Source organism: Pseudomonas putida, assembly GCF_050989985.1.
GTDB lineage: Bacteria > Pseudomonadota > Gammaproteobacteria > Pseudomonadales > Pseudomonadaceae > Aquipseudomonas > Aquipseudomonas putida_AI.
Window position 1 is genome coordinate 5,009,187 of sequence record NZ_CP158815.1, and the last position, 24,499, is coordinate 5,033,685.

At 53.4% G+C, this 24,499-nt stretch carries 22 protein-coding genes; all 22 read right to left on the reverse strand.

From position 1 onward, the window contains the following. Positions 1–12 precede the first annotated feature (12 nt). Positions 13–1,263 carry a glycosyltransferase gene (locus ABTV29_RS22940; RefSeq protein WP_433766932.1) on the reverse strand — a complete coding sequence of 417 codons (1,251 nt, stop codon included), beginning with the start codon at positions 1,261–1,263 and terminating at the stop codon, positions 13–15. Between the two features lie 327 nt (positions 1,264–1,590). Next, entirely contained in the window at positions 1,591–2,340 is a 750-nt protein-coding gene (locus ABTV29_RS22945) for an ABC transporter ATP-binding protein (protein ID WP_433766933.1), read from the reverse strand. Beyond that, complete coding sequence (locus ABTV29_RS22950; protein ID WP_433766934.1) at positions 2,337–3,134, reverse strand: ABC transporter permease; 798 nt, start codon at positions 3,132–3,134, stop codon at positions 2,337–2,339. Before ABTV29_RS22950 ends, ABTV29_RS22945 begins: the two co-directional genes overlap by 4 nt. Next, positions 3,135–3,629, reverse strand: coding sequence for a GNAT family N-acetyltransferase (locus tag ABTV29_RS22955; RefSeq protein ID WP_433766935.1), 495 nt, complete (start codon positions 3,627–3,629; stop codon positions 3,135–3,137). Continuing rightward, complete coding sequence (locus tag ABTV29_RS22960) at positions 3,626–4,753, reverse strand: DegT/DnrJ/EryC1/StrS family aminotransferase (protein ID WP_433766936.1); 1,128 nt, start codon at positions 4,751–4,753, stop codon at positions 3,626–3,628. Before ABTV29_RS22960 ends, ABTV29_RS22955 begins: the two co-directional genes overlap by 4 nt. 15 nt (positions 4,754–4,768) lie before the next feature. Further along, a complete protein-coding gene (gene rfbC / locus ABTV29_RS22965) occupies positions 4,769–5,320 on the reverse strand; it encodes a dTDP-4-dehydrorhamnose 3,5-epimerase (RefSeq protein ID WP_433766937.1) in 552 nt (183 codons plus the stop codon). Positions 5,321–5,322: 2 nt separating this feature from the next. Continuing rightward, the gene (gene rfbA, locus ABTV29_RS22970; RefSeq protein ID WP_433766938.1) at positions 5,323–6,204 is read right to left on the reverse strand and encodes a glucose-1-phosphate thymidylyltransferase RfbA; all 882 of its coding nucleotides are present in this window, start codon (positions 6,202–6,204) and stop codon (positions 5,323–5,325) included. 2 nt (positions 6,205–6,206) lie between these two features. Beyond that, positions 6,207–7,106 carry a dTDP-4-dehydrorhamnose reductase gene (rfbD, locus tag ABTV29_RS22975; RefSeq protein WP_433766939.1) on the reverse strand — a complete coding sequence of 300 codons (900 nt, stop codon included), beginning with the start codon at positions 7,104–7,106 and terminating at the stop codon, positions 6,207–6,209. Then, on the reverse strand, positions 7,103–8,161 hold the full coding sequence (gene rfbB / locus ABTV29_RS22980) for a dTDP-glucose 4,6-dehydratase (RefSeq protein ID WP_433766940.1): 1,059 nt from the start codon (positions 8,159–8,161) through the stop codon (positions 7,103–7,105). Before rfbB ends, rfbD begins: the two co-directional genes overlap by 4 nt. Before the next feature lie 4 nt (positions 8,162–8,165). After that, positions 8,166–9,146 carry a glycosyltransferase family 2 protein gene (locus ABTV29_RS22985; RefSeq protein ID WP_433766941.1) on the reverse strand — a complete coding sequence of 327 codons (981 nt, stop codon included), beginning with the start codon at positions 9,144–9,146 and terminating at the stop codon, positions 8,166–8,168. A 499-nt stretch (positions 9,147–9,645) separates the two neighbouring features. Beyond that, complete coding sequence (locus tag ABTV29_RS22990) at positions 9,646–10,566, reverse strand: glycosyltransferase (protein WP_433766942.1); 921 nt, start codon at positions 10,564–10,566, stop codon at positions 9,646–9,648. 177 nt (positions 10,567–10,743) lie between these two features. After that, the gene (locus ABTV29_RS22995) at positions 10,744–10,983 is read right to left on the reverse strand and encodes a LapA family protein (protein WP_433766943.1); all 240 of its coding nucleotides are present in this window, start codon (positions 10,981–10,983) and stop codon (positions 10,744–10,746) included. Between the two features lie 27 nt (positions 10,984–11,010). Then, complete coding sequence (ihfB, locus tag ABTV29_RS23000; protein ID WP_007899751.1) at positions 11,011–11,307, reverse strand: integration host factor subunit beta; 297 nt, start codon at positions 11,305–11,307, stop codon at positions 11,011–11,013. Between the two features lie 154 nt (positions 11,308–11,461). Continuing rightward, positions 11,462–11,740, reverse strand: coding sequence for a hypothetical protein (locus ABTV29_RS23005; RefSeq protein WP_433766944.1), 279 nt, complete (start codon positions 11,738–11,740; stop codon positions 11,462–11,464). A 245-nt stretch (positions 11,741–11,985) separates the two neighbouring features. After that, positions 11,986–13,680, reverse strand: coding sequence for a 30S ribosomal protein S1 (gene rpsA, locus ABTV29_RS23010; protein WP_224536686.1), 1,695 nt, complete (start codon positions 13,678–13,680; stop codon positions 11,986–11,988). 119 nt (positions 13,681–13,799) lie between these two features. After that, on the reverse strand, positions 13,800–14,489 hold the full coding sequence (gene cmk / locus ABTV29_RS23015; RefSeq protein WP_433766945.1) for a (d)CMP kinase: 690 nt from the start codon (positions 14,487–14,489) through the stop codon (positions 13,800–13,802). Then, positions 14,486–16,693 (reverse strand): bifunctional prephenate dehydrogenase/3-phosphoshikimate 1-carboxyvinyltransferase, encoded by a 2,208-nt coding sequence (locus tag ABTV29_RS23020; protein WP_433771984.1) that lies wholly within the window; start codon positions 16,691–16,693, stop codon positions 14,486–14,488. The genes cmk and ABTV29_RS23020 overlap by 4 nt, the downstream gene beginning before the upstream one ends. A gap of 28 nt (positions 16,694–16,721) precedes the next feature. Beyond that, positions 16,722–17,834 (reverse strand): histidinol-phosphate transaminase, encoded by a 1,113-nt coding sequence (gene hisC / locus ABTV29_RS23025; protein WP_433766946.1) that lies wholly within the window; start codon positions 17,832–17,834, stop codon positions 16,722–16,724. Positions 17,835–17,847: 13 nt separating this feature from the next. Continuing rightward, positions 17,848–18,942 (reverse strand): prephenate dehydratase, encoded by a 1,095-nt coding sequence (pheA, locus tag ABTV29_RS23030; RefSeq protein ID WP_007939916.1) that lies wholly within the window; start codon positions 18,940–18,942, stop codon positions 17,848–17,850. Next, positions 18,942–20,027 carry a 3-phosphoserine/phosphohydroxythreonine transaminase gene (gene serC / locus ABTV29_RS23035; protein WP_433766947.1) on the reverse strand — a complete coding sequence of 362 codons (1,086 nt, stop codon included), beginning with the start codon at positions 20,025–20,027 and terminating at the stop codon, positions 18,942–18,944. Before serC ends, pheA begins: the two co-directional genes overlap by 1 nt. 212 nt (positions 20,028–20,239) lie before the next feature. After that, positions 20,240–22,909 carry a DNA gyrase subunit A gene (gyrA, locus tag ABTV29_RS23040; protein WP_433766948.1) on the reverse strand — a complete coding sequence of 890 codons (2,670 nt, stop codon included), beginning with the start codon at positions 22,907–22,909 and terminating at the stop codon, positions 20,240–20,242. A gap of 445 nt (positions 22,910–23,354) precedes the next feature. Beyond that, positions 23,355–24,431 (reverse strand): S-methyl-5-thioribose-1-phosphate isomerase, encoded by a 1,077-nt coding sequence (gene mtnA / locus ABTV29_RS23045; protein ID WP_433766949.1) that lies wholly within the window; start codon positions 24,429–24,431, stop codon positions 23,355–23,357. Positions 24,432–24,499: the final 68 nt, after the last annotated feature.

The following is a 24,499-nucleotide window of genomic DNA, read 5'->3' on the forward strand; positions in this document are numbered from 1 at the left end:
GAGCCATGCGTCCTATTTGAAAAGGCGCAAAATTTTCTTTAGCACGCGATAAGAAGTCAGTTTGAAACCGCCTTCATACATTGAAATCTCAATCAGCAACCAATAATGGGACAGCCTTCTAACCAATCCATCCCACGCAGAAACATGAACAGGCGTTATTCTACTATTAGTCAATAATTTCCCACCCTGTTGAAAAAGGGCAGCCCATTGAGTCGCGACAGCAGAGATATCAAATCTGCTATGAACATCATTGTATGCCTTCTCGACAATTTCCGCTCTACTCGACTCATCATCTAAATAACGTTCGATTGCGGAAATCCAACTTTCAGTCGTATTGGTTTCAACCAACAACCCCGTAACCCCGTCCACAACAGAGTCAACATAACTTTCAGAGACGGAATAAACCCCTGCACATCGAAATGCGGAATATTCGCGATACTTATTATTTGTCTTGTATTTATTAGACGTTTTATTATCAAGAGGGGCCAGACCGATTTTCCAACTGCGCGTGGCTTGGAAGGCAATATATTCGGCATAGCTATGCATGTGCCCGAAAAACCTGACTTTCGGTCCTTGCTCCAGCCACTTTGGCAAACAACCGATAAACTCAAACGCCAGGTTATCTCTACGATTGAGAAAATAAGGAATTACATCTTTCAGGATATCCAAATCAGCATCGCGCGATGCACTACCTGCGAAGCCAATTCGATATTCGTCGACTGGTTTCGAGTCACAGACGGGAAGCAACGAAAAATCAAAAAAAGCGGGCAAAAGCATCGTATTTTTATTTTTAGGAAGTATATATTCCCTTAAAGCAACCGAGTTGGTAATAACGGTATGTGCGTTTTCTACGGCGAATTTAAGCGAACGACGTATTATTGGATGTTTATAATATTTTGCTAAAGGGCTATCACCACCTATCAGCCAAAAATTATCATCAATATAATAAAAATAGGGGATATTGCTACGCTTTAGAGCTTCCATCCAATATATCGCAACAGGATCAGCAGTTCTCACAAACAACGGCAAAGCCGCACCGGTGAAAGCATGCTCATCAAGCTGAGAAAGATATAGCTTTTTGTACCTGATACCGAAAGCTAGACACTCTGACAGCAGCTGTTCTGTTAACTGAGTTGTCGCGATATCGGCTTCAACAACCAATAGAACATCAACATCGAAACCAATATCACTCATAATGTAAAAAAACTTGCATACGGTACTTGCTTGCCAGGACGCAAAGGCCAGCGAGACGCCACTGAACATTCCACCGCTTTAACACCGACATTCAAATTTCGACCAAAGAAGCGAATAAAAGCCAAATCTTCTTGCTGAAATGGCTTCTCAAGAGAAAAATTTACAACCCCGATAGTATTCAAACCAGATAATCCCTCTACTGAGCACCACACAACGCTATTGCTTTTATCAACCAATCCCACATACCGATTCTATTGCCTTACGGAGTTTCCCGCCCTTTGCCCGCCGAAACGTTGGCAGCAGAACAGAAACCAATGGGACCGCACATTTGCATAAGAACTTCCAGGCAACAATTGCGAATTGCGAATGAGATCTTTAACTTCCATGTTTTAGACCTTATACACTTGCCGAGTAATTGTCTGAATACGCCTTTAGCACTTGATCAGTTTTCCCGTCCATGCGAATTTTTCCTTTTTCAAGCCAGATTGTGCGCTCGCAAAAGTCACTCACCAACTCTGGTGAGTGGCTCGAAAAAACAAGAATCTTGCCTTGAGCCATAAATTTTTTCATTCGCTCTTGGGCTTTGTGGGCAAAATTGATGTCTCCAGCCCCCATAACTTCATCAAGCAAAAGCACTTCAGGGTTTATCGCGGTAGAGACCGAGAACGCCAAGCGAATGAACATACCTGCAGAGTAAGTACGCACGGGATAATTCAAAAACTCTCCCAACTCAGAGAACTCAGCAATTTCCTGCATTTTTGCTTTAATCTCTTTCGGCTTTAAACCTAACAATAACGCACGAATCTTTATATTATCCCACCCCGACTGGTTCATTTCAAAACCCGTCGCAAGCTCAAACATCGGACATACGTGGCCGCGTGTCTGAGCTGTTCCAGTAGTGGTAGGATATATACGAGCCATAACTTTTAAAATGGTGCTTTTTCCGGCACCATTCAAGCCAATTAAGCCAACGCGTTCTCCTCGTGTGATGGAGAGATTAACATTAGAAAGCGCATTGATTTTATATTCTTTAGTATTTGATGCCACCGGACGGCGCAGTATTGTATTTTTCACTCTGCCTAGGAAATCGGTCTGCCCAGTAAATACAACACTTGCATCTCGCAAAACTATAGAAATATCGCTCATAGCATATAAACCACTTTCTTATCCATTTTAGACCCAAGCACTATGCAGACCATCCATAGAAGCGATAGATAAGCCGCGCAAAACATATAGTCCTGCTTTACTGCAAACGTCCCTTCCAAAATTGGAAACCTAATCACATCGACCAAATAGTACAATGGATTATATTTATAGATAAAATCCAATCCACGCTCTTTAAGCATAGTAACAGGAAACATGATTGGCGTAACGAAGAACAACACTTGAAAAATGCCACTCAAGGCGTGCGGCAAGTCCCTAAGGCGGGCGGAGACATATGCACTGAGGGTAATATGCCCTAACCCTGCAATTAGAAGTATTCCAAGACCGGGCAATGCATATAGCCAACCCATTGGCTTAAAACGATCAAAGAACAACAATGTGCCCGCTAAAGCGACAATACCGATCAACATAACTATAAATAGAGAAACCAGCACTCGAAACAGATAAATTTGTTTCGGGAAGGAAAACTGCTTAATGTATCCTTCAGAACTTATAAACGCATACCCACCTTCAACAAAGGATGCAACCAGGAACCCCCAAACTATCAAACCGCATGTAAGATAAGGGAGAAACTCTGCCATAGGTTGCTTTAGCAAAACACCATAAACCATACCGGCGCCCAAAACCATCATCGCCAGGTTTATAAGTATCCAAAGCGGCCCTATTGCCGATCTGCGAAAACGGGCTTTGATATCCTGGAGCCCCATATACAACCAAACACGCCACTCAATAAGCGATTTAAGCGTATTGGATAGAAAACTATTTTGACTTATCATCTAAAGCCTATTTAGCTCAAGCACTATTAATTTGCCCTTGCGAGAAACTTCGTTGAAGCCTAGCTTTTCGTATAACTTAATCGCCCTGACATTTTCTTCAAGAACTTCTAGAAATACGCTATCAAGTGCGAGTTGCTGCCAACATGTTTCAATCAACAGTTGGCAGCCCCGCTTGATATAGCCTTTGCCGGCGCTATCTGGAGACACAAGAAAGCGCCCGACCTCAGCTCGTTTCTGCTGTAAATCTATGCCATAAACAGCACACTGCCCAACCAACTCACCATCCGCTTCGATGATAAACACAAAATCGTTAGATTTTTTCTGATAGGACTCAAACCATTTTACGTGGTCATTCCATTCAATAACGTTTGAGTTAATAAACCATCGGCGATTTTCGTCTCTGTTTCTCCAGCTCAAGGTGGCCTGTAAATCGGCCGCCTCTAATAGACGAATTTCGACAATACCATCGGATGTTGAGTGGAGGGCTAGTTTCATTTTGCGTACTTGGCTACCAATTCGGATACGGTGTCGACATCGGCCTTGCTCAGACCCAGATGTACCGGCAGCGAAATGATTTCCTGAGACGCCAACGCCGCTTTAGGGCAAGTACCCTTACCATGCGCGTACATACGATACTCAGTATTATCACGATAGTGCACACCTGGATATATTTGATGCTCGTTGAGTGCGAGCATCATCTCTTCACGGTTATTGATACGAATTTGCACCAGGTGAGTCGACGATTCGCATTCCGGATTAATGTCGATGAAGCGAACGTTATCGATGCCGCTCAGGTTCTCGCGATACCACTTGGCGATTTGGCGACGATAGGCGTTATCGCGATCCAGATACTTCAACTGCACCAGGCCCATTGCGGCCATGATGGAGTTACCGTGAAACTTGTAACCTACTTCTTCAACATCGTACATCCACTTATATGCACCCTGAGCGGCCGTACGTGCATATGTATCCTTGTTGATACCCAGCCAGCTCATCTTGCGAACACGCTCGTCATCTTCCGCATTTTTGAAGCAAATCATGCCGGAGTCAGCAGTTGCCAGGTTTTTCACGGCTTGGAAGCTAAATACCACTGCATCTGCTTCCGGACATACATGACGCCCATTAACGCGAGTGCCAGACATATGGGCTGCGTCAAGGATCAGTGCAATATTACGCGCTTTGCAAATTTCGATGATTTTTGCGTAATGGCCGACATTCCCGCCAATACCCACGAAAATCAGTGCTTTTGTTTTGTCAGTAATACGCTGTTCGACGCTAGCGGGATCAAGGCACAGCGAGTCGTCAACGTCTGCAAATACAGGCTTCATGCCTGCGTAAAGAATGGCGTGGTTAGTCGAAACAAAAGTCAGAGGAGTGGTAATCACCTCTGCATCATCGTCCCAGTTGTTCTTGGTCTTGAACAATTCAAGAGCCAAGTGAAGACCCACTGTGTTGGACGAGAGAAAATGTGCATGCGAAAGCCCAGTGTAGGATTTCCACGCTTCTTCCATCTCAACGGTTTTGAAACCCAACCCGGTCCAACCTTTTTCGAGACACTCACGAATGGCTTCAAGGCATTCATCGACACGAAAACTAGGTACAAAAAGTTGAATAGACATGTATTTGGCCTCGACTTACAAGTGCTCTGCGGTTTTAAAGTTTGATCCACTCTCATCTTTAGCAGACAATGCAAGCTTCGTACTATCTGTAAATGATGGCCATTCAATAGCCAGATCAGGATCGTTATAACGGATGGAACGCTCGAATTCGGGACACCAGTAATCAGTAACTTTATACTGAAACTCCGCAAACTCCGATGTCACGAGAAACCCATGAGCAAACCCTTCTGGAATCCAGAGTTGCTTATTATTTTCAGCCGATAGATAAACTCCAACCCACCGACCAAAAGTAGGCGATGACTTTCTAATATCTACCGCGACATCAAAAACCTCCCCGGCAGTGACTCTTACGAGCTTGCCCTGGGGTCGGGTTACTTGATAGTGAAGACCACGAAGTACGCCGCGCGTAGACTTTGAGTGGTTATCCTGGACGAAATTAGCCTCGCGCCCAGTGGCATCTGCAAACACTTTCGCATTAAAGCTTTCATAAAAAAAGCCTCGCTCGTCCCCAAAGACTTTTGGCTCAAATAAAAAAAGCCCCGGAAGCGCTAGTTCTGTCGCCTGCATAATCAGTGACTCTCATGTTCCAAGAGGCCTTTCAGATACTTTCCGTATCCGCTTTTAATTAACGGTGTAGCCAATTCTCTCAACTGTTCGTCTGAAATCCACCCTTTGCGCCATGCTAATTCCTCAGGACACGCAACCTTCAGACCTTGACGATTTTCCAGAGTAGCGATGAAGTGGCTCGCCTCAAGAAGCGATTCATGAGTACCTGTATCCAGCCAAGCGTACCCCCGTCCCATAATTTCTACCGAGAGCTTGTTGCGCTCCAGGTAAATGCGATTCACGTCGGTGATTTCCAACTCGCCACGATCGGACGGTTTAATGCTCTTGGCAATTTCCACGACGTTCGCATCGTAAAAATAAAGGCCAGTCACAGCGTAGCTGGATTTCGGAACCGAAGGCTTTTCTTCCAGGCTGATAGCTTTGCCTGACTTGGCGAACTCGACTACCCCGTAGCGCTCTGGATCGTTCACATGATAAGCGAACACGCTTGCCCCGCTGTCACGTTGCATAGCGTTAGCCAAGAGTTCCTGAAAATCATGGCCGTGATAGATGTTGTCGCCTAGCACCAAAGCGCATGCATTGCCGTCGAGAAACTCCTCACCAATTATAAATGCTTGAGCCAGCCCATCGGGAGATGGCTGAACGGCATAGTTGAGGTTGATTCCCCACTTTGCCCCATCACCCAGAAGCTGCTCGAAGCGAGGCGTGTCCTGTGGCGTGGAAATAATCAAAATATCTCGAATCCCCGCCAGCATTAATGTACTGAGCGGGTAATAGATCATCGGCTTGTCAAAAACCGGAAGCAGTTGTTTTGAAATCGCGAGCGTCGCTGGATGCAAGCGAGTACCAGAACCACCGGCTAAAATTATACCTTTACGATACATAATCATCCCTGCCTAGCTATATCAGAAAGCGTTCTCTTCATATGAATTTTCCAATCAGGAATACTTATATTGAACGCATTTTGAACTTTACTATTATCAAGTCTCGAATTTTTTGGTCTAGTTGCTTTAGTAGGGTACTCAGAACTGCTCACCGCACGTATATCGTGCTCTGTACAACTCAAACTAATCCCTAAATCCGCCGCTTCAGATACCAAATAACGAGCGTACTCATACCAGCTTGCATAACCCGATGCGACCACGTGATACGTTCCACTCAGTCCATTCGAATTTTCATCATTCAGAATTCGGTAAAGACAAAGTGCAGTGACATCCGCAACAAGTGAAGCACTTGTTGGCGCGCCAGTTTGGTCATCTACTACTGAAAGATCGGTCTTCGTCGCTGCAAGACGCAATATCGTTTTTACAAAATTTCGTCCTCTGGCGGAGTAGACCCAACTTGTTCTCAGCAAAAGATGATTACAACCACTTGAAACGAGAGCATGCTCGCCCTGCGCCTTGGATCTCCCATATGCATTCAATGGATTAGGAGCGTCTACCTCTGAGTATGGGAGTGCAGACTCTCCATCAAAAACATAATCGGTGGAATAATGTACGACCCAGGCATTATTATCCGCTGCGTACTCAGCAAGCATTTTGACCAGATAACAATTAATTTTCTGCGCGTCGTCTTCGAAAGACTCTGCCAAATCGACCGCATTGTATGCGGCCGCATTGACAATAATATCGGGACGTTCCTGCCGCAGAAAAGCCGACACGGCGTCTAAATCAGACAGGTCAACTTTACTACGGTCACAAACCGTCAAATTTCCAAGCAAGGGCAGTGAGCGTTGTAATTCCCACCCTACTTGCCCGTTGCTTCCGAAAAGCAGAATTTTTCTCATTTGTACTGCCTACTTACCCAATCTCGGTAAGCGCCGCTGGTGACATTACCTACCCAGACCTGGTTGTCCAGATACCACTCAACTGTTTTCCGGATGCCTGTCTCGAACGTTTCCGCTGGCTTCCAACCCAATTCCCGCTCCAATTTCCGAGCGTCAATTGCGTAACGGCGATCATGACCCGGGCGATCGGTAACGTAAGCGATCTGTTGGTGATACGGCTGGCCATCTGCACGCGGGCGCAACTCATCCAACAGCCCGCAAACGGTGTGCACGATTTCAAGATTGGGCTTCTCGTTCCATCCACCAACGTTATAGGTTTCCCCCACCACACCGGCTTCGAGCACACGACGGATAGCGCTGCAATGGTCTTTAACGTAGAGCCAATCGCGAATTTGTTGACCGTCGCCATACACAGGTAAAGATTTACCGGCCAGCGCGTTGACGATCATCAACGGTATAAGCTTTTCCGGGAAATGGTATGGCCCGTAGTTGTTTGAACAGTTGGTGGTAAGTACAGGCAAACCGTACGTATGGTGGTAGGCACGAACCAAATGATCACTGGCAGCCTTGCTTGCCGAATAGGGGCTATTCGGCTCGTACTGATGGGTTTCAGTGAACGCAGGATCATCTTTAGCCAGCGATCCGTAAACTTCGTCAGTGGAGACATGCAGAAAACGGAATGACTGTTTGGCATCCGTGTTGAGCCCGCCCCAATAGGCTCGCACTGCCTCCAAAAGCCGGAAGGTACCGACGATATTGGTTTCAATGAAGTCTTCTGGGCCATGAATGGAGCGGTCGACATGGGATTCGGCAGCGAAATTGAGAATCGCACGGGGCCGGTAATCACTCAACAACTGCGTTACCAATGCGCTATCACCGATATCACCCTGCACAAACACATGCCGCACATCTCCGTCCAGGCTGGCCAGACTTTCCAGATTGCCGGCATAGGTCAGTTTGTCCAGGTTAATTACCTGCTCATCCGACTGCGCCAGCCAGTCCAGTACAAAGTTTGCCCCGATAAACCCGGCGCCGCCGGTGACTAAGATGGTCATAATTTTAGATCTTTTTCAGTAGAGCTACGAGAATAAGTCCCAGGTTTCCAAGCAAGGTCTGCCGGTATATCCCAGCCCGCTGAAAACCTAAGATCCTTAAAAAGAGTTTCTGACTGCGTGCAGCTTTGAACTGGGTAAGAGTAGCCTGATTCTCAGGACTGAGGCGGTGGAACATCGCTTCCAGCGCAGAAATGATCTGATCATTCCACTCGCAAAATTGGCCTTGAAAAACCATTGACAAACGCTTAAGTCGTGCAGACCAACCAGCGTTACCACCAATCAGGTTTTCGTCGTGCTGGCGATACAACACCATGGGTTCCGGATCGTAATGAACCACCCCTCCCGCCCCGGAAACAAGCAGATATGCCCACCAATCGTGACACGGGACCTTCACGCGATCGCCGGCTTCAAGCAATAGTGAGCGCGCTGCCCGATTAAACACCATGGTGTTACCACCACCAATATTTTGAACCAGTGCATTGGAGAAATGCGGAGGGAGGCAGAACTTTGGAGAGTACCCATACGAAACGCCTGTCTCGCCAATCAGTTCGGTACGACCGCAGTAGAGCGCAGGAATGTGCGATGGTATTGTCTGTACCCAGGCAAGCGCCTTTTGGAGTTTTTCATCTTTCCAAATATCGTCCTGGTCAGACCAGGCAAAGAAATCCGCATCTATGTCCGCCTGGCAGGCCAGAGACAGGAAATTGGCAACGAAGCCCCGTTGAGGTCCCTTTTTAACCTGAACGCGCTCAGAACCCAATTTGGCTCCAAATGCTTGCAAAATCTCCAATGTCCCATCCTGGGAACCATCATCGGAAACATAAAGCGACCAATTGCGATGTGTTTGCTGCTCAAATGAGGCAAGTTGTTGCGCAAGAAATGTTGCACCGCTGTAAGTGCACATAAGGATCGCGACACTCGCAACGCTCTCGCCAGCTACCTGGTCGGCATTATCTGCAGCGAAGCACTGGTTGGAAACTGTCACAAAAACCCTCTATGCAAGAACTGTCGCCCCTAAAAAGGCGCTATCACTTGTAAGAAAACCAACCAATATTTACTTTTGCTATATCACTCTACATTCTACATCGTACAACAATTGTTGCAACGCATCCTCAAAAAAGCGACGACAGCCAGTGCTGGCACTGCCAGCGGACCAGCCATCCTTTAAGGAGGCTGCACTGCACCCCGGGGGAGCCATTCATCGGGGCGCCCTCTGGGCGCGAGCGATCGCGGCACATTGCCCGCTCATCGACGACCTTACTCGCCCCTGATGGAGGGGCAAACGCATGTCAGAGATCACAAAACCACCCGTATACCAGTGTACCGCAGCATCCAAGGGATAAGTCCAGTAAGCTTACCCACATTAGCAATGCGAAAGTAAACACTTCCAATCCGAGTCAACTTTAGTCAACACCGACACTTGCAACCGACGAAACTTCTACATCAAAAGCGCAACAGTCCCATTTTACGCTTTAATAAAATCATCACGCTTTATTCCCAATCAGCATCCTAGTCCAACAGACAAAAAAGAATAGTAATTTATCGCGTATCCGGCGCCGACAATGCCACGCACTCAAAGAAAGCCTGAACAACTGCGAACGGTTCAGCGATATCCAGCTTTTTACAAATGGATCATTGTCCTGTTTCAATAACTGGACAATTAACTGTACTTGCCTGAACCACCAACCGTTATGGATTGTTCTGTATCGAGAAACCAGAGATCGCAGCCCTGTATTGGCCCCCACTTGATTACGTTCATGCTGACGATAATCCATGGAGGGCACTGGATCGATGTACCAGCGATACCCATGACTACGTGCATACGCGTAGAAAAACCAATCATGCAGACTCACACCCTGCAAGGCCTTCCAGTTGCTGAGCATCAAAGCTTTAAGCGAGTCCGCCATCCCTCTACTAAAAACGTAAGTACAACCAGGGCCGGCCGCTTCGAATAGGAAATCCCATGCGACTTGAGGCTGAGACTTAACTAGTAAATGGGTTTTACCATTTTCCCAAAAAGCAGTGACATTGCTGGAGTAAGCATCAGCCTTCTGTTGCTCAAGCTGAGATATAGCACGCTGAAGCTTATCCGAGTGCCAGATATCATCTTGATCTGCAAAAGCAACAAAATCGAAATCGTCGAAGTCAACATCACGTATCAGTCGAAAAAAATTTCGCGAGGCGCCACCAAACCTTCCCGCAAAGGGCAGCACAATCACACTTGAAACTCTAGATGCGAGCGCCTCAGACCAAGCTTCAGTGCCATCGACGGAAGGATCAATACTGATGTATACAGTAACATCAACCCCTGACTGGGCGAGAATCGAGTCAACCTGCTCTTCGATCCACTGCATACCGTTGTAAGCAGCCAACAAAACTGCAACCCTTGGTAAATTTACAAACATACCACCCTACTTTGACGTTGAGCCTTAGAACTCAAAAGGAAAGGCTGCAGGCAGCTAGAACTCGGGTCCAGCAGTTTTTGCTTTTTACAAAGCTGTGCGCCATATGCCGCAGCTATACAGCACTTGCGGTCATGCTGAAACAATAATCGGACGAACAAACAGCGACATCTATTTCAATCAGACAAGGCGCTTATGAGAGGACCTGGATGCACGCCGCAAAAACCAGCCAACGATCGGCCCGATCACCATACCGATGAGCAATGCAATAACCATAGCCAACGACACCGACAGTTCCGGCCCCACCCAGCCAAGGAACAGTAATGTAACCGATTGCTGATTCTCGAGAACGAACGCCAGGATCGCCAATACGAGCAACAGGATGAACACCGCGAGCAATACACGCTTGAGGTTACGCATCAGCAGCTCCTTGAATGGCGACGACGGTCAAAGCCCCTCCTCCTCTTCTTCATTCACACGATCGCGCAGTTCTTTACCTGGCTTGAAATGTGGAACGAATTTGCCGTCGAGACTGACGGATTGACCGGTTTTTGGATTGCGACCTACCCGCGGCGCGCGGTAGTGCAGGGAGAAACTGCCGAAACCACGGATCTCGATGCGATCACCAGTGGCCAGACATTGGGACATTTGCTCAAGCATGGTCTTGATGGCCAGCTCCACATCCTTGGATGAGAGCAGCCCTTGATGGGTGACAATTCGTTCGATCAACTCCGACTTCGTCATATTTTTCCCTTCTTTTTCAAGCAGCTAGGAAAATCGCTTAGACGGTTTTAGCACGCCCGAATAGATTTGAAAAGCACGAGTTTTGACATCCTTCTGCACACCACGTAACGCCCGGCTTCAGGGAATCGACACACTTCTCTCACCCCTTGCGCTTTCACCTGCAGATAACCAGCATGGCGCGCGTCAGGTAGCCTGCCGGATTGAATCCAAAAGGGAACTCATCCTCTTCCTTCACATCATCAGACCTTGCCACAACCTTGTACCCCGAGGCCTTGCACTCCCTGTCCGCTCGCTTGCGGCACTTCTCCCAACCGGAACCCAATCCTGAACAATCGATTTCAATTCCACTAACCCCGCGCACCACATGCGTCTTGGCATTTGTGGTGCAACCCGCCAGTGTCAGCAGTGCTATTGCGACAATGAGCTTGTTCATTCACTTCCTTATGCAGGTAGCTGCCTGAGCGTCGTTCGCGTCAGACCAAGACTAGCTGCATTTAAACGATTGATCCTGCTAAAGAAAGAGACAGTCTTTTGGGGGCGATGGTTTCTTTGTTCGACTCAAGCCTAAAGCCATCCGGAAAATATCACAGCCTTCGGCAGCCGCTACAGGAGAGCGGGTCAAATTTCAGGCACAAAAAAGGGCGACCGAAGTCGCCCTTTTTTACAGAAACTCAGAACTTAGTTCTGTTTTTCCGCTTGTGCAGCACGCAGCAGGTCACCAAGGGTGGTGGCTACTGGAGCATCCGAAGCTACTGGCTTGTCGCGCAGGCTCTGGATGGCTTCTTTCTCGTCTTCAACGTCTTTCGACTTGATCGAGAGCTGGATTACACGGCTCTTGCGGTCAACGCTGATGATCTTGGCTTCTACTTCTTCGCCTTCTTTCAGGACGTTACGTGCGTCTTCAACGCGGTCACGGCTGATTTCGGAGGCTTTCAGAGTCGCTTCGATATCGTCGGCCAGAGTGATGATGGCGCCTTTAGCGTCAACTTCCTTCACGATGCCTTTAACGATGGCGCCTTTGTCGTTCTCTTGAACGTACTCGGAGAACGGATCGCTTTCCAGTTGCTTGATACCCAGGGAGATGCGCTCGCGCTCTGGATCAACCGACAGGATAACGGTGTCCAGCTCGTCGCCCTTCTTGAAGCGACGTACGGCTTCTTCGCCGACTTCGTTCCAAGAGATATCGGACAGGTGAACCAGACCGTCGATGCCGCCGTCCAGACCAATGAAGATACCGAAATCGGTGATCGACTTGATGGTGCCAGAGATCTTGTCACCCTTGTTGAACTGGCCAGAGAAGTCTTCCCATGGGTTCGACTTGCACTGCTTGATGCCCAGGGAGATGCGACGACGCTCTTCGTCGATGTCCAGAACCATAACTTCCACTTCGTCGCCGACTTGTACGACTTTCGAAGGGTGGATGTTCTTGTTGGTCCAGTCCATTTCGGAAACGTGCACCAGACCTTCAACGCCTTCTTCCAGCTCAGCGAAGCAGCCGTAGTCGGTCAGGTTGGTTACACGAGCGGTAACGCGAGTGCTTTCTGGGTAACGGGCTTTGATAGCAACCCATGGATCTTCGCCCAGTTGCTTCAGGCCCAGGGAAACACGGTTGCGCTCGCGATCGTATTTCAGAACCTTGACATCGATCTCGTCGCCAACGTTGACGATTTCGGAAGGATGCTTGATGCGCTTCCAAGCCATGTCGGTAATGTGCAGCAGGCCATCGACGCCACCCAGATCGACGAATGCGCCGTAATCGGTGAGGTTCTTGACGATACCTTTGACTTGCTGGCCTTCCTGCAGGGATTCCAGCAGAGCTTCACGCTCGGCGGAGTTCTCGGCTTCGAGGACGCTGCGACGGGAAACGACAACGTTGTTGCGCTTCTGGTCGAGTTTGATGACCTTGAATTCCAGCTCTTTGCCTTCCAGGTGCGTGGTATCGCGCACTGGACGGACGTCAACCAGAGAACCTGGCAGGAACGCACGGATGCCGTTAACGTCGACAGTGAAGCCGCCTTTAACCTTACCGTTGATAACGCCCTTGACCACTTCTTCGGCTGCGAAGGCTGCTTCCAGAACAATCCAGCATTCAGCGCGCTTGGCTTTTTCACGGGACAGCTTGGTTTCACCAAAGCCATCTTCAACCGAGTCCAGAGCAACGTGAACTTCGTCACCAACGTTGATGTTCAGTTCGCCAGCGTCGGTGTAGAACTGCTCAAGCGGGATGAGTGCTTCAGACTTCAGGCCAGCGTGAACGGTTACCCAGCGAGCTTGGTAATCGATATCAACGATAACACCGGTGATGATGGAGCCTGCCTGAAGGTTCAGGGTCTTTAGGCTTTCTTCAAAGAGTTCCGCAAAGCTTTCGCTCATTTTAATTCCTGTTGATAAGGGCGAAGAATACGCCCATCTCCACATCCCAGACGATGTGGGTTAGTTTCATTTAAAAGAAGCGCCGCAGGACTATGACTGGTCCCCCGCGGCCTCCTTGGTCACCCGGCGATATCGCGATTGGCGATCTCGCTCATGATGCGTTCCAGCACCTGATCGATGGATAATTCCGTGGAATCCAGCTGTATGGCGTCAGCCGCCGGCTTGAGCGGGGCTACCGCTCGCTGGGTGTCACGCTCATCGCGTGCACGTATCTCATCTAGCAGACTCGACAGACTAACACCATCGACTTTGCCCTTCAACTGCAAGTATCGACGGCGGGCACGCTCCTCGGCACTGGCCGTGAGAAAAATCTTCAGCGGCGCATCCGGAAAAACGACGGTTCCCATGTCCCGACCATCAGCCACCAGGCCGGGCGCTTCCTGAAATGCACGCTGGCGTTGGAGCAGCGCCTCGCGCACGGCGGGCAACGCAGCCACCTGGGAGGCGCCGGCACCGACGCCTTCCGTACGGATCACGTCGCTGACTTCGTCACCTTCCAGAATGATGCGTTGCAACTGACCTTCGGTCGCCGCGATGAATTGCACATCCAGATGAGCGGCTAGTTTTTTCAGCAGCTCTTCGTTGGTCAGATCGACGCCATGGTTATGCGCGGCGAACGCCAGCAAGCGGTAAAGCGCACCGGAATCCAGCAAATTCCAGCCCAGGCGCTTGGCCAGGATCCCGGCGATTGTGCCCTTGCCGGAGCCACTCGGCCCATCGATGGTGATGACCGGTGCAATGTTTTTCACGACTGAGCCTCTTGGGCAACGCGGATGCCAACCTGCGCGCACAGCGCGAGGAAGTTGGGGAAGGACGTCGCGACGTTGGCACAATCATGGATGCGGATCGGCGCACTGGCACGCAGCGAGGCAACGCTGAACGCCATGGAGATCCGGTGATCGCCGTGACCGTGCACTTCGCCACCACCAATCTGGCCGCCGTCGATGATGATCCCGTCTGGAGTCGGCTCGCACTTGACGCCCAGCGCCAGCAGGCCATCAGCCATGACCTGAATACGGTCCGATTCCTTGACTCGCAGCTCTTCGGCGCCCCGCAGCACGGTACGACCTTCAGCGCAGGCGGCGGCGACGAACAGTACCGGGAATTCATCGATAGCCAGCGGAACCAGCTCTTCGGGAATCTCGATACCTTTGAGTTTAGCCGCGCGTACGCGCAGATCGGCCACCGGCTCACCGCCCACTTCACGCTGGTTTTCCAGAGTGATATCAGCGCCCATCAGACGCAGGATATCGATCACCCCGGTACGGGTCGGGTTGATGCCGACGTGCTCGAGAACCAGCTCCGAACCCTCGGCGATCGACGCCGCCACCAGGAAGAACGCCGACGAGGAGATATCGCCAGGTACTTCGATGTGGGTTGCGGTCAGCTTGTTGCCGGACTCGACCGATGCGGTAGCGCCATTGACGGTCACCGGGTAACCGAAACCGCGCAGCATACGCTCGGTATGGTCACGGGTCGGCGCAGGCTCGGTTACGGTAGTCTTGCCATCGGCATACAGACCCGCCAACAGCAGGCAGGACTTAACCTGAGCACTGGCCATTGGCATGGTGTAGGTCAGGCCTTTGAGCTTGTTGCCACCGCGAATGGTCATCGGTGGACGGCCATCCGCGGCAGTCTCGATCACGGCACCCATTTCACGTAGCGGATTGGCCACGCGATTCATAGGACGCTTGGACAGCGAAGCGTCACCGGTCAAGGTGCTATCGAAGTTCTGCGCGGCCAGCAAGCCGGATAGCAGGCGCATCGAAGTGCCGGAGTTACCCAGATAGATCGGACCCGGTGCAGGCTTCAGGCCATGCAGGCCGACGCCGTGAATGGTCACCCGACCGTGGTGCGGACCCTCGATCACGACACCCATGTCCCGGAAAGCCTGAAGCGTTGCCAGAGCGTCTTCGCCCTCAAGGAAACCTTCCACTTCGGTAACGCCTTCAGCCAGGGAGCCGAGCATGATCGAACGGTGGGAAATCGATTTGTCACCCGGTACGCGAATCCGACCGGACAGGCGGCCACCAGGTTGAGCCAGGAAAATCAGATCGTTGGAATTCATAGCGTCCACATAGGCCCTGCGGGCCAGGATTTTACTGAAATGCTCGCGGGCAACCCGGGCGCGAGTGAAAACGCCCAACAATTGGTGCCCATCCCCTGCATCGACCGCGTCGCGCAAGGCGTCGAGGTCGGTGCGAAATGTATCGAGTGTGCGCAGGACAGCTTCGCGGTTGGCGAGGAAGATGTCGTGCCACATGACCGGGTCGCTTCCGGCGATTCTCGTGAAATCGCGGAAACCGCCCGCAGCGTAACGGAAGATCTCAAGGTTTTCATTGCGCTTGGCCAACGAGTCGACCAAACCGAACGCCAGCAAGTGCGGCAGATGACTGGTCGCCGCCAACACTTCATCGTGACGCTCGACCTGCATGTGCTCGACATCGGCGCCCAATTCGCGCCACAAGCGATCGATAACCGCCAGCGCTGCCGGATCGGTCTGCTCCAAAGGCGTCAGAATCACTTTATGGCGACGGAACAGCTCGGCATTGGAGGCTTCCACCCCACTCTGCTCGGAACCGGCAATCGGATGCCCCGGCACGAAACGCGACGGCATGCCACCAAAAGCTTCGGTAGCGGCACGCACGACATTGCCCTTGGCGCTGCCTACATCCGTCAGGATCGCACCGCCCAGATCCATGCCTGCCAGTCGAGCAAGCACTTTTTCCATGGCGAGGATAGGCACGGCCAACTGAATGACGTCTGCCCCCTGGCAAGCGGCTACCAGATCGTCTTCGCAGCGATCCACCACACCCAATTCAACCGCCAGCTTGCGCGACTGCGGGTCGAGATCGACACCGACCACTTCACGACACAAGCCGCTTTCACGCAAACCCTTGGCAAACGAACCGCCGATCAACCCCAGACCGACCACCACCAGGCGACCGATCATAGGTTCAGCAGATTGCAGTGCAGTGACATCAACCACGAGCCAGGACCTTGGTCAGCGCCTCGAGGAAGCGGCTGTTTTCCGCAGGCAACCCAATGGTGATACGCAAGTGATTCGGCATGCCATAGTTGGCCACCGGGCGCACGATCACGCCTTCGCGCAGCAAGCCCTGGAAGATCGAAGCGGCTTCGCGCCCGATATCGACACAGATGAAATTGCCCTTGGATGGAATCCAGCTCAAGCCGAGCTCGCGGAAACCTGCTTCCAGTTGCAGCATGCCAGCTTCGTTCAGGCGACGACTTTCAGCCAGGTACTCTTCGTCTTTCAACGCCGCACAAGCTGCGGTCAGGGCGAGGCTGTTGACGTTGAACGGCTGACGTACGCGGTTCAGCACATCGGCGACCACCGCGGTGGACAGACCGTATCCAACGCGTAACGACGCCAGGCCATAGGCCTTGGAGAACGTGCGCGAAACCAGCAGGTTCGGGTAGGCCGCGAGGAAGTCGAGACCGTCTGGCAGGTCGCTGCCTTCGGCGTACTCGATATAGGCCTCGTCCAGCACAACCAGAACGTGTTCCGGTACGTCCTGCAAGAATTCGTCAAGTGCCTCAGCGTCAAACCAGGTCCCGGTCGGGTTGTTCGGGTTGGCGATGAAGACTACACGGGTGTTAGCGTCAATGGCCGCCAGCATGGCTGGAAGGTCATGCCCCCAATCCTTGGCAGGAACAACCTTGGCCTGAGCGCCAACCGCCTGGGTCGCAATCGGATAGACCGCAAACGCATGCTCGCTGAATACCGCATTCAGGCCCGGGGCAAGATAAGCGCGCGCAACCAGTTCGAGGATGTCGTTGGAGCCATTGCCCAAGGTCACTTGATCAATCTCGACGCGGCACTGTTCGGCCAACAGAGACTTGAGCGCGAAGCCGTTGCCATCGGGATAACGGGTCAGCTCGGCCAGCGCGTCACGGATAGCCGCCAGCGCCTTGGGACTGGCGCCCAATGGGTTTTCGTTGCTCGCCAGTTTGACGATGCTGGCAGGATCGAGATCCAGCTCACGAGCCAGTTCGTCCACAGGTTTTCCCGGAACGTAAGGCGAAAGTTGTTGCACGCCCGGCTGTGCCAGAGCGAGGAAATTGCCACTCATTTGCTACCGCCCCTTAGAGAACTGCTTTCGGGTAGGAACCCAGCACTTTGAGTGCTACTGCTTCCTGACTGATTTTTTCCAGCACACCTTTTACCAGCGGATCGCGGTGGTGGCCGACAAAATCGATGAAGAACACGTAGGTCCATTTACCGCTGCGCGACGGACGGGTCTCGATTCGCGTCAAGTCGATGCCGTTATCGTGGAACGGCACCAGCAACTCGTGGAGCGCACCTGGCTTGTTGCTCATCGAGACGATGATCGAAGTCTTGTCGTCGCCGGTCGGCGGCACTTCCTGATTGCCGATCATGAGGAACCGTGTGGAGTTGTCCGGACGGTCCTCGATTTTCTCGGCCAGTCGGGTCAACCCGTACAAACCGGCCGCCATGTCGCCGGCGATCGCCGCCGAGTTCCACTCACCCTTGACCCGCTTGGCCGCTTCGGCGTTGCTGGACACCGCCACGCGCTCGACATTCGGGTAATGGGCGTCCAGCCATTTGCGGCACTGGGCCAGGGACTGGGCATGGGAATAGATGCGACTGATGCTGTCGGTCTTGGTGTTTTCACCGACCAGCAGGTGGTGGTGAATACGCAGCTCGACTTCGCCACAGATCACCATGTCGTGTTCCAGGAAACTGTCGAGGGTGTGGTTGACCGCGCCTTCGGTGGAGTTTTCCACCGGGACCACGCCGAAGTTCACCGCACCGGCCGCCACTTCACGGAACACTTCATCGATCGCTGCCATTGGCTTGCTGATCACGGCGTGACCAAAGTGTTTCATTGCCGCAGCCTGGGTAAAGGTACCCTCAGGGCCGAGATAGGCCACTTTCAGCGGCTGCTCGAGCGCCAGGCACGAAGACATGATTTCGCGGAACAGCCGCGCCATTTCTTCGTTGCCCAGCGGCCCCTGGTTGCGCTCCATGACACGCTTGAGCACCTGAGCTTCACGCTCGGGACGATAGAACACCGGCACTTCGCCTTCGGCCAGCGAGGCCATCTTTACTCGCGCGACTTCCTGGGCGCAGCGCGCACGCTCACTGATCAGCTCCAGGACTTTCTCGTCCAGGGCATCAATGCGCAGGCGCAGTGCCTTGAGTTCTTGCTCAGACATTAGCCGTGTTCCTTCTCGAACTCTGCCATGTACGCCACCAGCGCGTTGACCGCGTTGATGTCGACGGCGTTATAGATGGAGGCGCGCATACCGCCCACGGAACGGTGCCCCTTGAGGTTCAGCAGGCCACGCTCGTCGGCGCCAGCCAGGAACGGCTTGTCCAGACGGTCGTCCGCCAGACGGAACGGCACGTTCATCCACGAGCGATCCGACTTGTTGATCGGGTTGCTATAGAGGCCGCTGGCGTCGATGAACTCGTACAGCGTGCGCTGTTTCACGTCGTTCAACCTGGCGATAGCTTCAACGCCGCCCTGCTCCTTGAGCCACTCGAACACCAGGCCGGACAGGTACCAGGCCAGCGTTGGCGGGGTGTTGTACATGGAGCCGTTATCGGCCGCGACCTTGTAGTTGAGCATGGTCGGGCACAGGGAACGCGCCTTGCCGAGCAGGTCTTCACGAACGATGTTCACGACGATGCCGCTCGGACCAATGTTTTTCTGGGCTCCGGCGTAGATCATGCCAAAACGCGAGACGTCAATCGGACGGGAGAGAATGTCGGAAGACATGTCGGCCACCAGCGGTACATCGCCGGTTTCCGGGACCCACTGGAACTCCAGGCCGCCAATGGTTTCGTTCGGCGCGTAGTGAACGTAGGCCGCGTCCTTGGACAGCTTCCACTCGTTCTGGCCGGGAATGGCGAAATAGTCGTAAGGCTTGGCGGTCGCGGCGACATTGACGTGGCCGTAGCGCGAAGCCTCTTCGATAGCCTTCTGCGACCAGATACCGGTGTCGATATAGTCGGCCGAGCCATTTTCCGGCAGCAGGTTGAGCGGAATCTGGGCGAACTGCTGACTGGCGCCACCTTGCAGGAACAGGACTTTGTAGTTCGAGGGGATATTCAGCAGATCACGCAGATCTTGCTCGGCCTTGGTGGCGATGGACACGAACTCATCGCTGCGATGGCTCATTTCCATGACCGACAGGCCCTTGCCGTGCCAATCAAGGAGTTCACTCTGGGCGCGCTGCAGGACAGCTTCGGGAAGCGCCGCAGGACCGGCGCAGAAGTTATAGGCTCTCTTGCTCACATCCAATCTCGCTCTGATTCGGTGGTATCTGCATTCAATCAACCACTGTAGGAGCGAGCATGCTCGCGATGGACTTGAAGGCGCCGCGTTTAATCAGAAAACCTGCGTCATCATCAACGTCCATCGCGAGCATGCTCGCTCCTACAGGGGCATTCATTTCCTTACGGACAAACAACAAGGGGGCGAATTTTCATCCGCCCCCTCCTGTCCACTTACTCTTGTGGCTCTTCGTCAGCTGCGGCGTCGAGTTGCTGGTCTTCGGCAACGTCGTCAATCACGACCTCACCGGCAAACCCTGCACCCTCTTCACCTTCAAAACCTTCACCTTCGAGCTCTTCACCCTCGACTTCCGACGGCTCCTGTACCCGCTCAAGGCCAACCAGGGTTTCATCCTTGGCAAGCTTGATCAGCGTCACGCCCTGGGTGTTACGACCCAGGCTGGAAACTTCGTCGACACGAGTACGTACCAGAGTGCCCTGGTCGGAAATCAGCATGATCTCCTCGCCGTCAAGCACCTGGACCGCGCCGACCAACCGGCCATTACGCTCGTTGCTGACCATGGCGATAACGCCCTGACCGCCGCGCTTGTACTCTGGGAACTCGGTGATTGCCGTACGCTTGCCGTAACCACGCTCGGAAGCGGTAAGGATCTGGCTGCCTTCTTCCGGGATCAGCATGGAAATCAGCTTCTGGCCTTCCGGTAGACGCATGCCGCGAACACCACGAGCGGTACGGCCCATGGCGCGAACGTCGGATTCCTTGAAGCGAGTGACCTTGCCGCCATCGGAGAACAGCATGACTTCGCGTTCGCCATCGGTGATGGCCGCGGAAATCAGCACATCGCCTTCGTCCAGTTCCAGCGCGATCAGACCGACGCTGCGCTGACGACTGAAGGATTCCAGTGGGGTCTTCTTCACGGTGCCGTTGGCGGTCGCCATGAAGATGAAGTGACCCTCGGTGTATTCCTCGACCGGCAGCATGGTGGTGATGTATTCACCATCATCCAGCGGCAGCAGGTTGACCAGCGGACGGCCGCGGGCAGCGCGGGACGCTTCAGGAATTTCGTAGGTCTTCAGCCAGTACACCTTGCCCTTGCTGGAGAACAGCAGCAGCGTGGTATGGCTGTTGGCGACCAGCAGATGCGCAATGTAGTCCTCATCCTTGACGCCAGTGGCCGACTTGCCTTTACCGCCACGACGCTGAGCCTGGTACGCAGCCAATGGCTGGGTCTTGGCATAGCCACCGTGGGAAATGGTCACGACGCGATCCTCTTCCGGAATCATGTCGCCCAGGGTCAGGTCGAGACGGGCATCGAGGATCTCGGTGCGACGCACATCGCCGTATTCCGCGCGAATCACTTCCAGCTCTTCGCGGATCACTTCCATCAGACGCGTGGCGCTGTTGAGGATGCGGATCAGTTCGCCGATCTGGTTGAGAATTTCCTGGTACTCAGCCAGCAGCTTCTCGTGCTCCAGTCCGGTCAGGCGGTGCAGGCGCAGCTCAAGAATGGCTTGAGCCTGCTCTGGCGACAGGAAGTACTTGCCGTCACGCAGACCGTATTGCGGATCGAGGTTTTCCGGACGGCACGAATCGGCACCGGCCCGCTCGACCATCGCGACCACCGCCGAGGATTCCCAAGGGGTGCTGACCAGCGCTTCCTTGGCTTCCGACGGGGTTGGCGACGCCTTGATAAGGGCGATGACCGGGTCGATGTTCGACAGGGCAACTGCCTGGCCTTCCAGAATGTGCCCGCGCTCGCGCGCCTTGCGCAGTTCGAACACGGTACGGCGGGTCACCACTTCGCGGCGGTGACGAACGAAGGCTTCCAGCAGGTCCTTGAGATTGAGGATCCGCGGACGGCCATCGATCAGCGCAACGATGTTGATGCCGAATACGCTCTGCAACTGGGTCTGGGCGTAGAGGTTATTGAGAATGACCTCAGGCACTTCGCCACGACGCAGTTCGATTACTACGCGCATACCGTCCTTGTCGGACTCGTCGCGCAGCTCGGTGATGCCTTCGAGTTTCTTCTCTTTTACCAGCTCGGCGATCTTCTCGATCAGACGTGCCTTGTTCAGCTGGTAAGGGAGTTCGGTGATGACGATCTGCTGGCGGCCACCGACCTTGTCGATGTCTTCGATGATCGAGCGTGCGCGCATGTAAATGCGGCCGCGACCGGTGCGATAGGCTTCGATGATGCCGGCGCGACCGTTGATGATCGCTGCAGTCGGGAAGTCCGGACCGGGGATGTATTGCATCAGCTCGTCGACAGTGAGCTCGGGGTTGTCGATGAGCGCCAGGCAACCGTCGATGACTTCACCGAGGTTGTGCGGCGGGATGTTGGTCGCCATGCCCACGGCGATACCGCTGGAGCCGTTGACCAACAGGTTGGGAATACGGGTTGGCATGACCGCGGGGATCAATTCGGTGCCGTCGTAGTTCGGCACCCAGTCCACGGTTTCCTTGTGCAGGTCAGCCAGCAGCTCGTGCGCCAGCTTGGTCATGCGCACTTCGGTGTATCGCATGGCCGCGGCGTTGTCGCCGTCCACCGAACCGAAGTTGCCCTGACCGTCTACCAGCAGGTAGCGCAGCGAGAACGGCTGCGCCATCCGAACGATGGTGTCATACACCGCGGTATCACCGTGCGGGTGATACTTACCGATCACGTCACCGACAACACGGGCAGATTTCTTGTACGGCTTGTTGAAGTCGTTACCCAGCTCGCTCATCGCGAACAGCACACGCCGGTGCACGGGCTTCAAGCCATCGCGCGCATCCGGCAGTGCCCGACCGACAATTACGCTCATCGCGTAGTCGAGGTAGGACTGCTTCAGCTCGTCTTCGATATTGACCGGGAGGATTTCTTTGGCCAGTTCGCCCATGAGAAGCCTGATTCCTTTTTCTGGTGAAACTCCGTCACATCCATATGGGAAGAACGAAGCTCGCCGTTGCAGGCTGAGTGCCATGCACCGACTTACGACAAATCAACGAGTTATGCCATGGATCTGCGCAGTAAAGGTCGCCACGCCGGGCAACCCTGGAAACCGCCGGATGTTATCACAAGAGCCGCCACGCACCTATCCCCCAGATGCGCATGGAGCATAGTTAGTTGACCGATGACAGGCCTGAGGGGGATCAGAGGGGCTTAGAGCCAGATTGAAAGAAGAACAGGGGCCAGATTCGGGGTGATTTACTGCATTCAGGGCATCTTCGCGAGCAGGTTCGCTCCCACAGTGAATATTTGGCGAACCAACAGCACAGCCATACATCCATCAACTGTGGGAGCGAGCCTACTCGCGAAAGCGATTTTTCAGACGCGAAAACCCGTCAATGCAGACGCTTGCGGCACATCAGCTGCGCCATTTTCGCTGCATCAGGACGCTCGACGACGCCTTTTTCCGTCACGATGGCATCGATCAAATCCGCTGGCGTCACGTCGAACACCGGATTGAACGCATCAACGTCTGCACCGACCCGCTTGCCGCCGACCTCCAGCAACTCGCGACCATCGCGCTCTTCGATCGGGATGTCATCGCCGCTGGCCAGATTCATGTCAATGGTCGAACTCGGTGCAACCACCATGAAACGCACGCCGTGGTGCATTGCATTGACCGCCAGTTGATAGGTGCCGATCTTGTTCGCCACGTCGCCATTGGCGGTGATTCGGTCCGCCCCCACGATCACCCAGGTAATACCCTTGGTTCTCATGATGTGTGCGGCAGCGGAGTCGGCATTGAGCGTCACCGGAATCCCTTCGTTCGCCAACTCCCAGGCCGTCAGCCGCGAGCCCTGCAGCCACGGACGGGTTTCGTCGGCATACACGCGCTCGATCATGCCTTCAATGAATGCCCCGCGAATCACCCCCAGCGCCGTACCGAAACCACCCGTGGCCAGTGCGCCGGTATTGCAGTGGGTCAGGATCGCCTGGGCATTGCCCTGGTGCTTGCGAATCAAATCCACACCCAACTGCGCCATTGTGAGGTTGGCTTCGCGATCACTTTCATGAATGGCGATGGCCTCAGCCTCCAGCGCTGCCAGTGGATCGGCATTCTCTTTCAAGCGATCGAGCCGATCGTGCATGCGACCCAGAGCCCAGAACAGATTGACTGCGGTGGGACGGGAGTCGGCAAGCAGCGCGAAATCCTCCTCCAGCGCCGCATACCAGTCGCCACCCTCGGCAATCCGAGCGCGGGCCGCGAGCACAATGCCATAGGCCGCACTGATACCAATGGCCGGCGCGCCGCGCACCACCATCGAGCGAATGGCCTCGGCCACGCCAGCCGCGCTGGTGTAGGCAATCCAGGTTTCCTCGAACGGCAAAATACGCTGATCCAGCAGATGCAGGGCGCCATCCCGCCAATCGATGGCCTTCACCTTCTCCGCAGCCAACAGTCGATCGCGCATCCCACACCCCGCACTCATGAACAAAAGCCGCCGATTATAGCGATCCCCCCGCGAAGACGCTCGGGTAT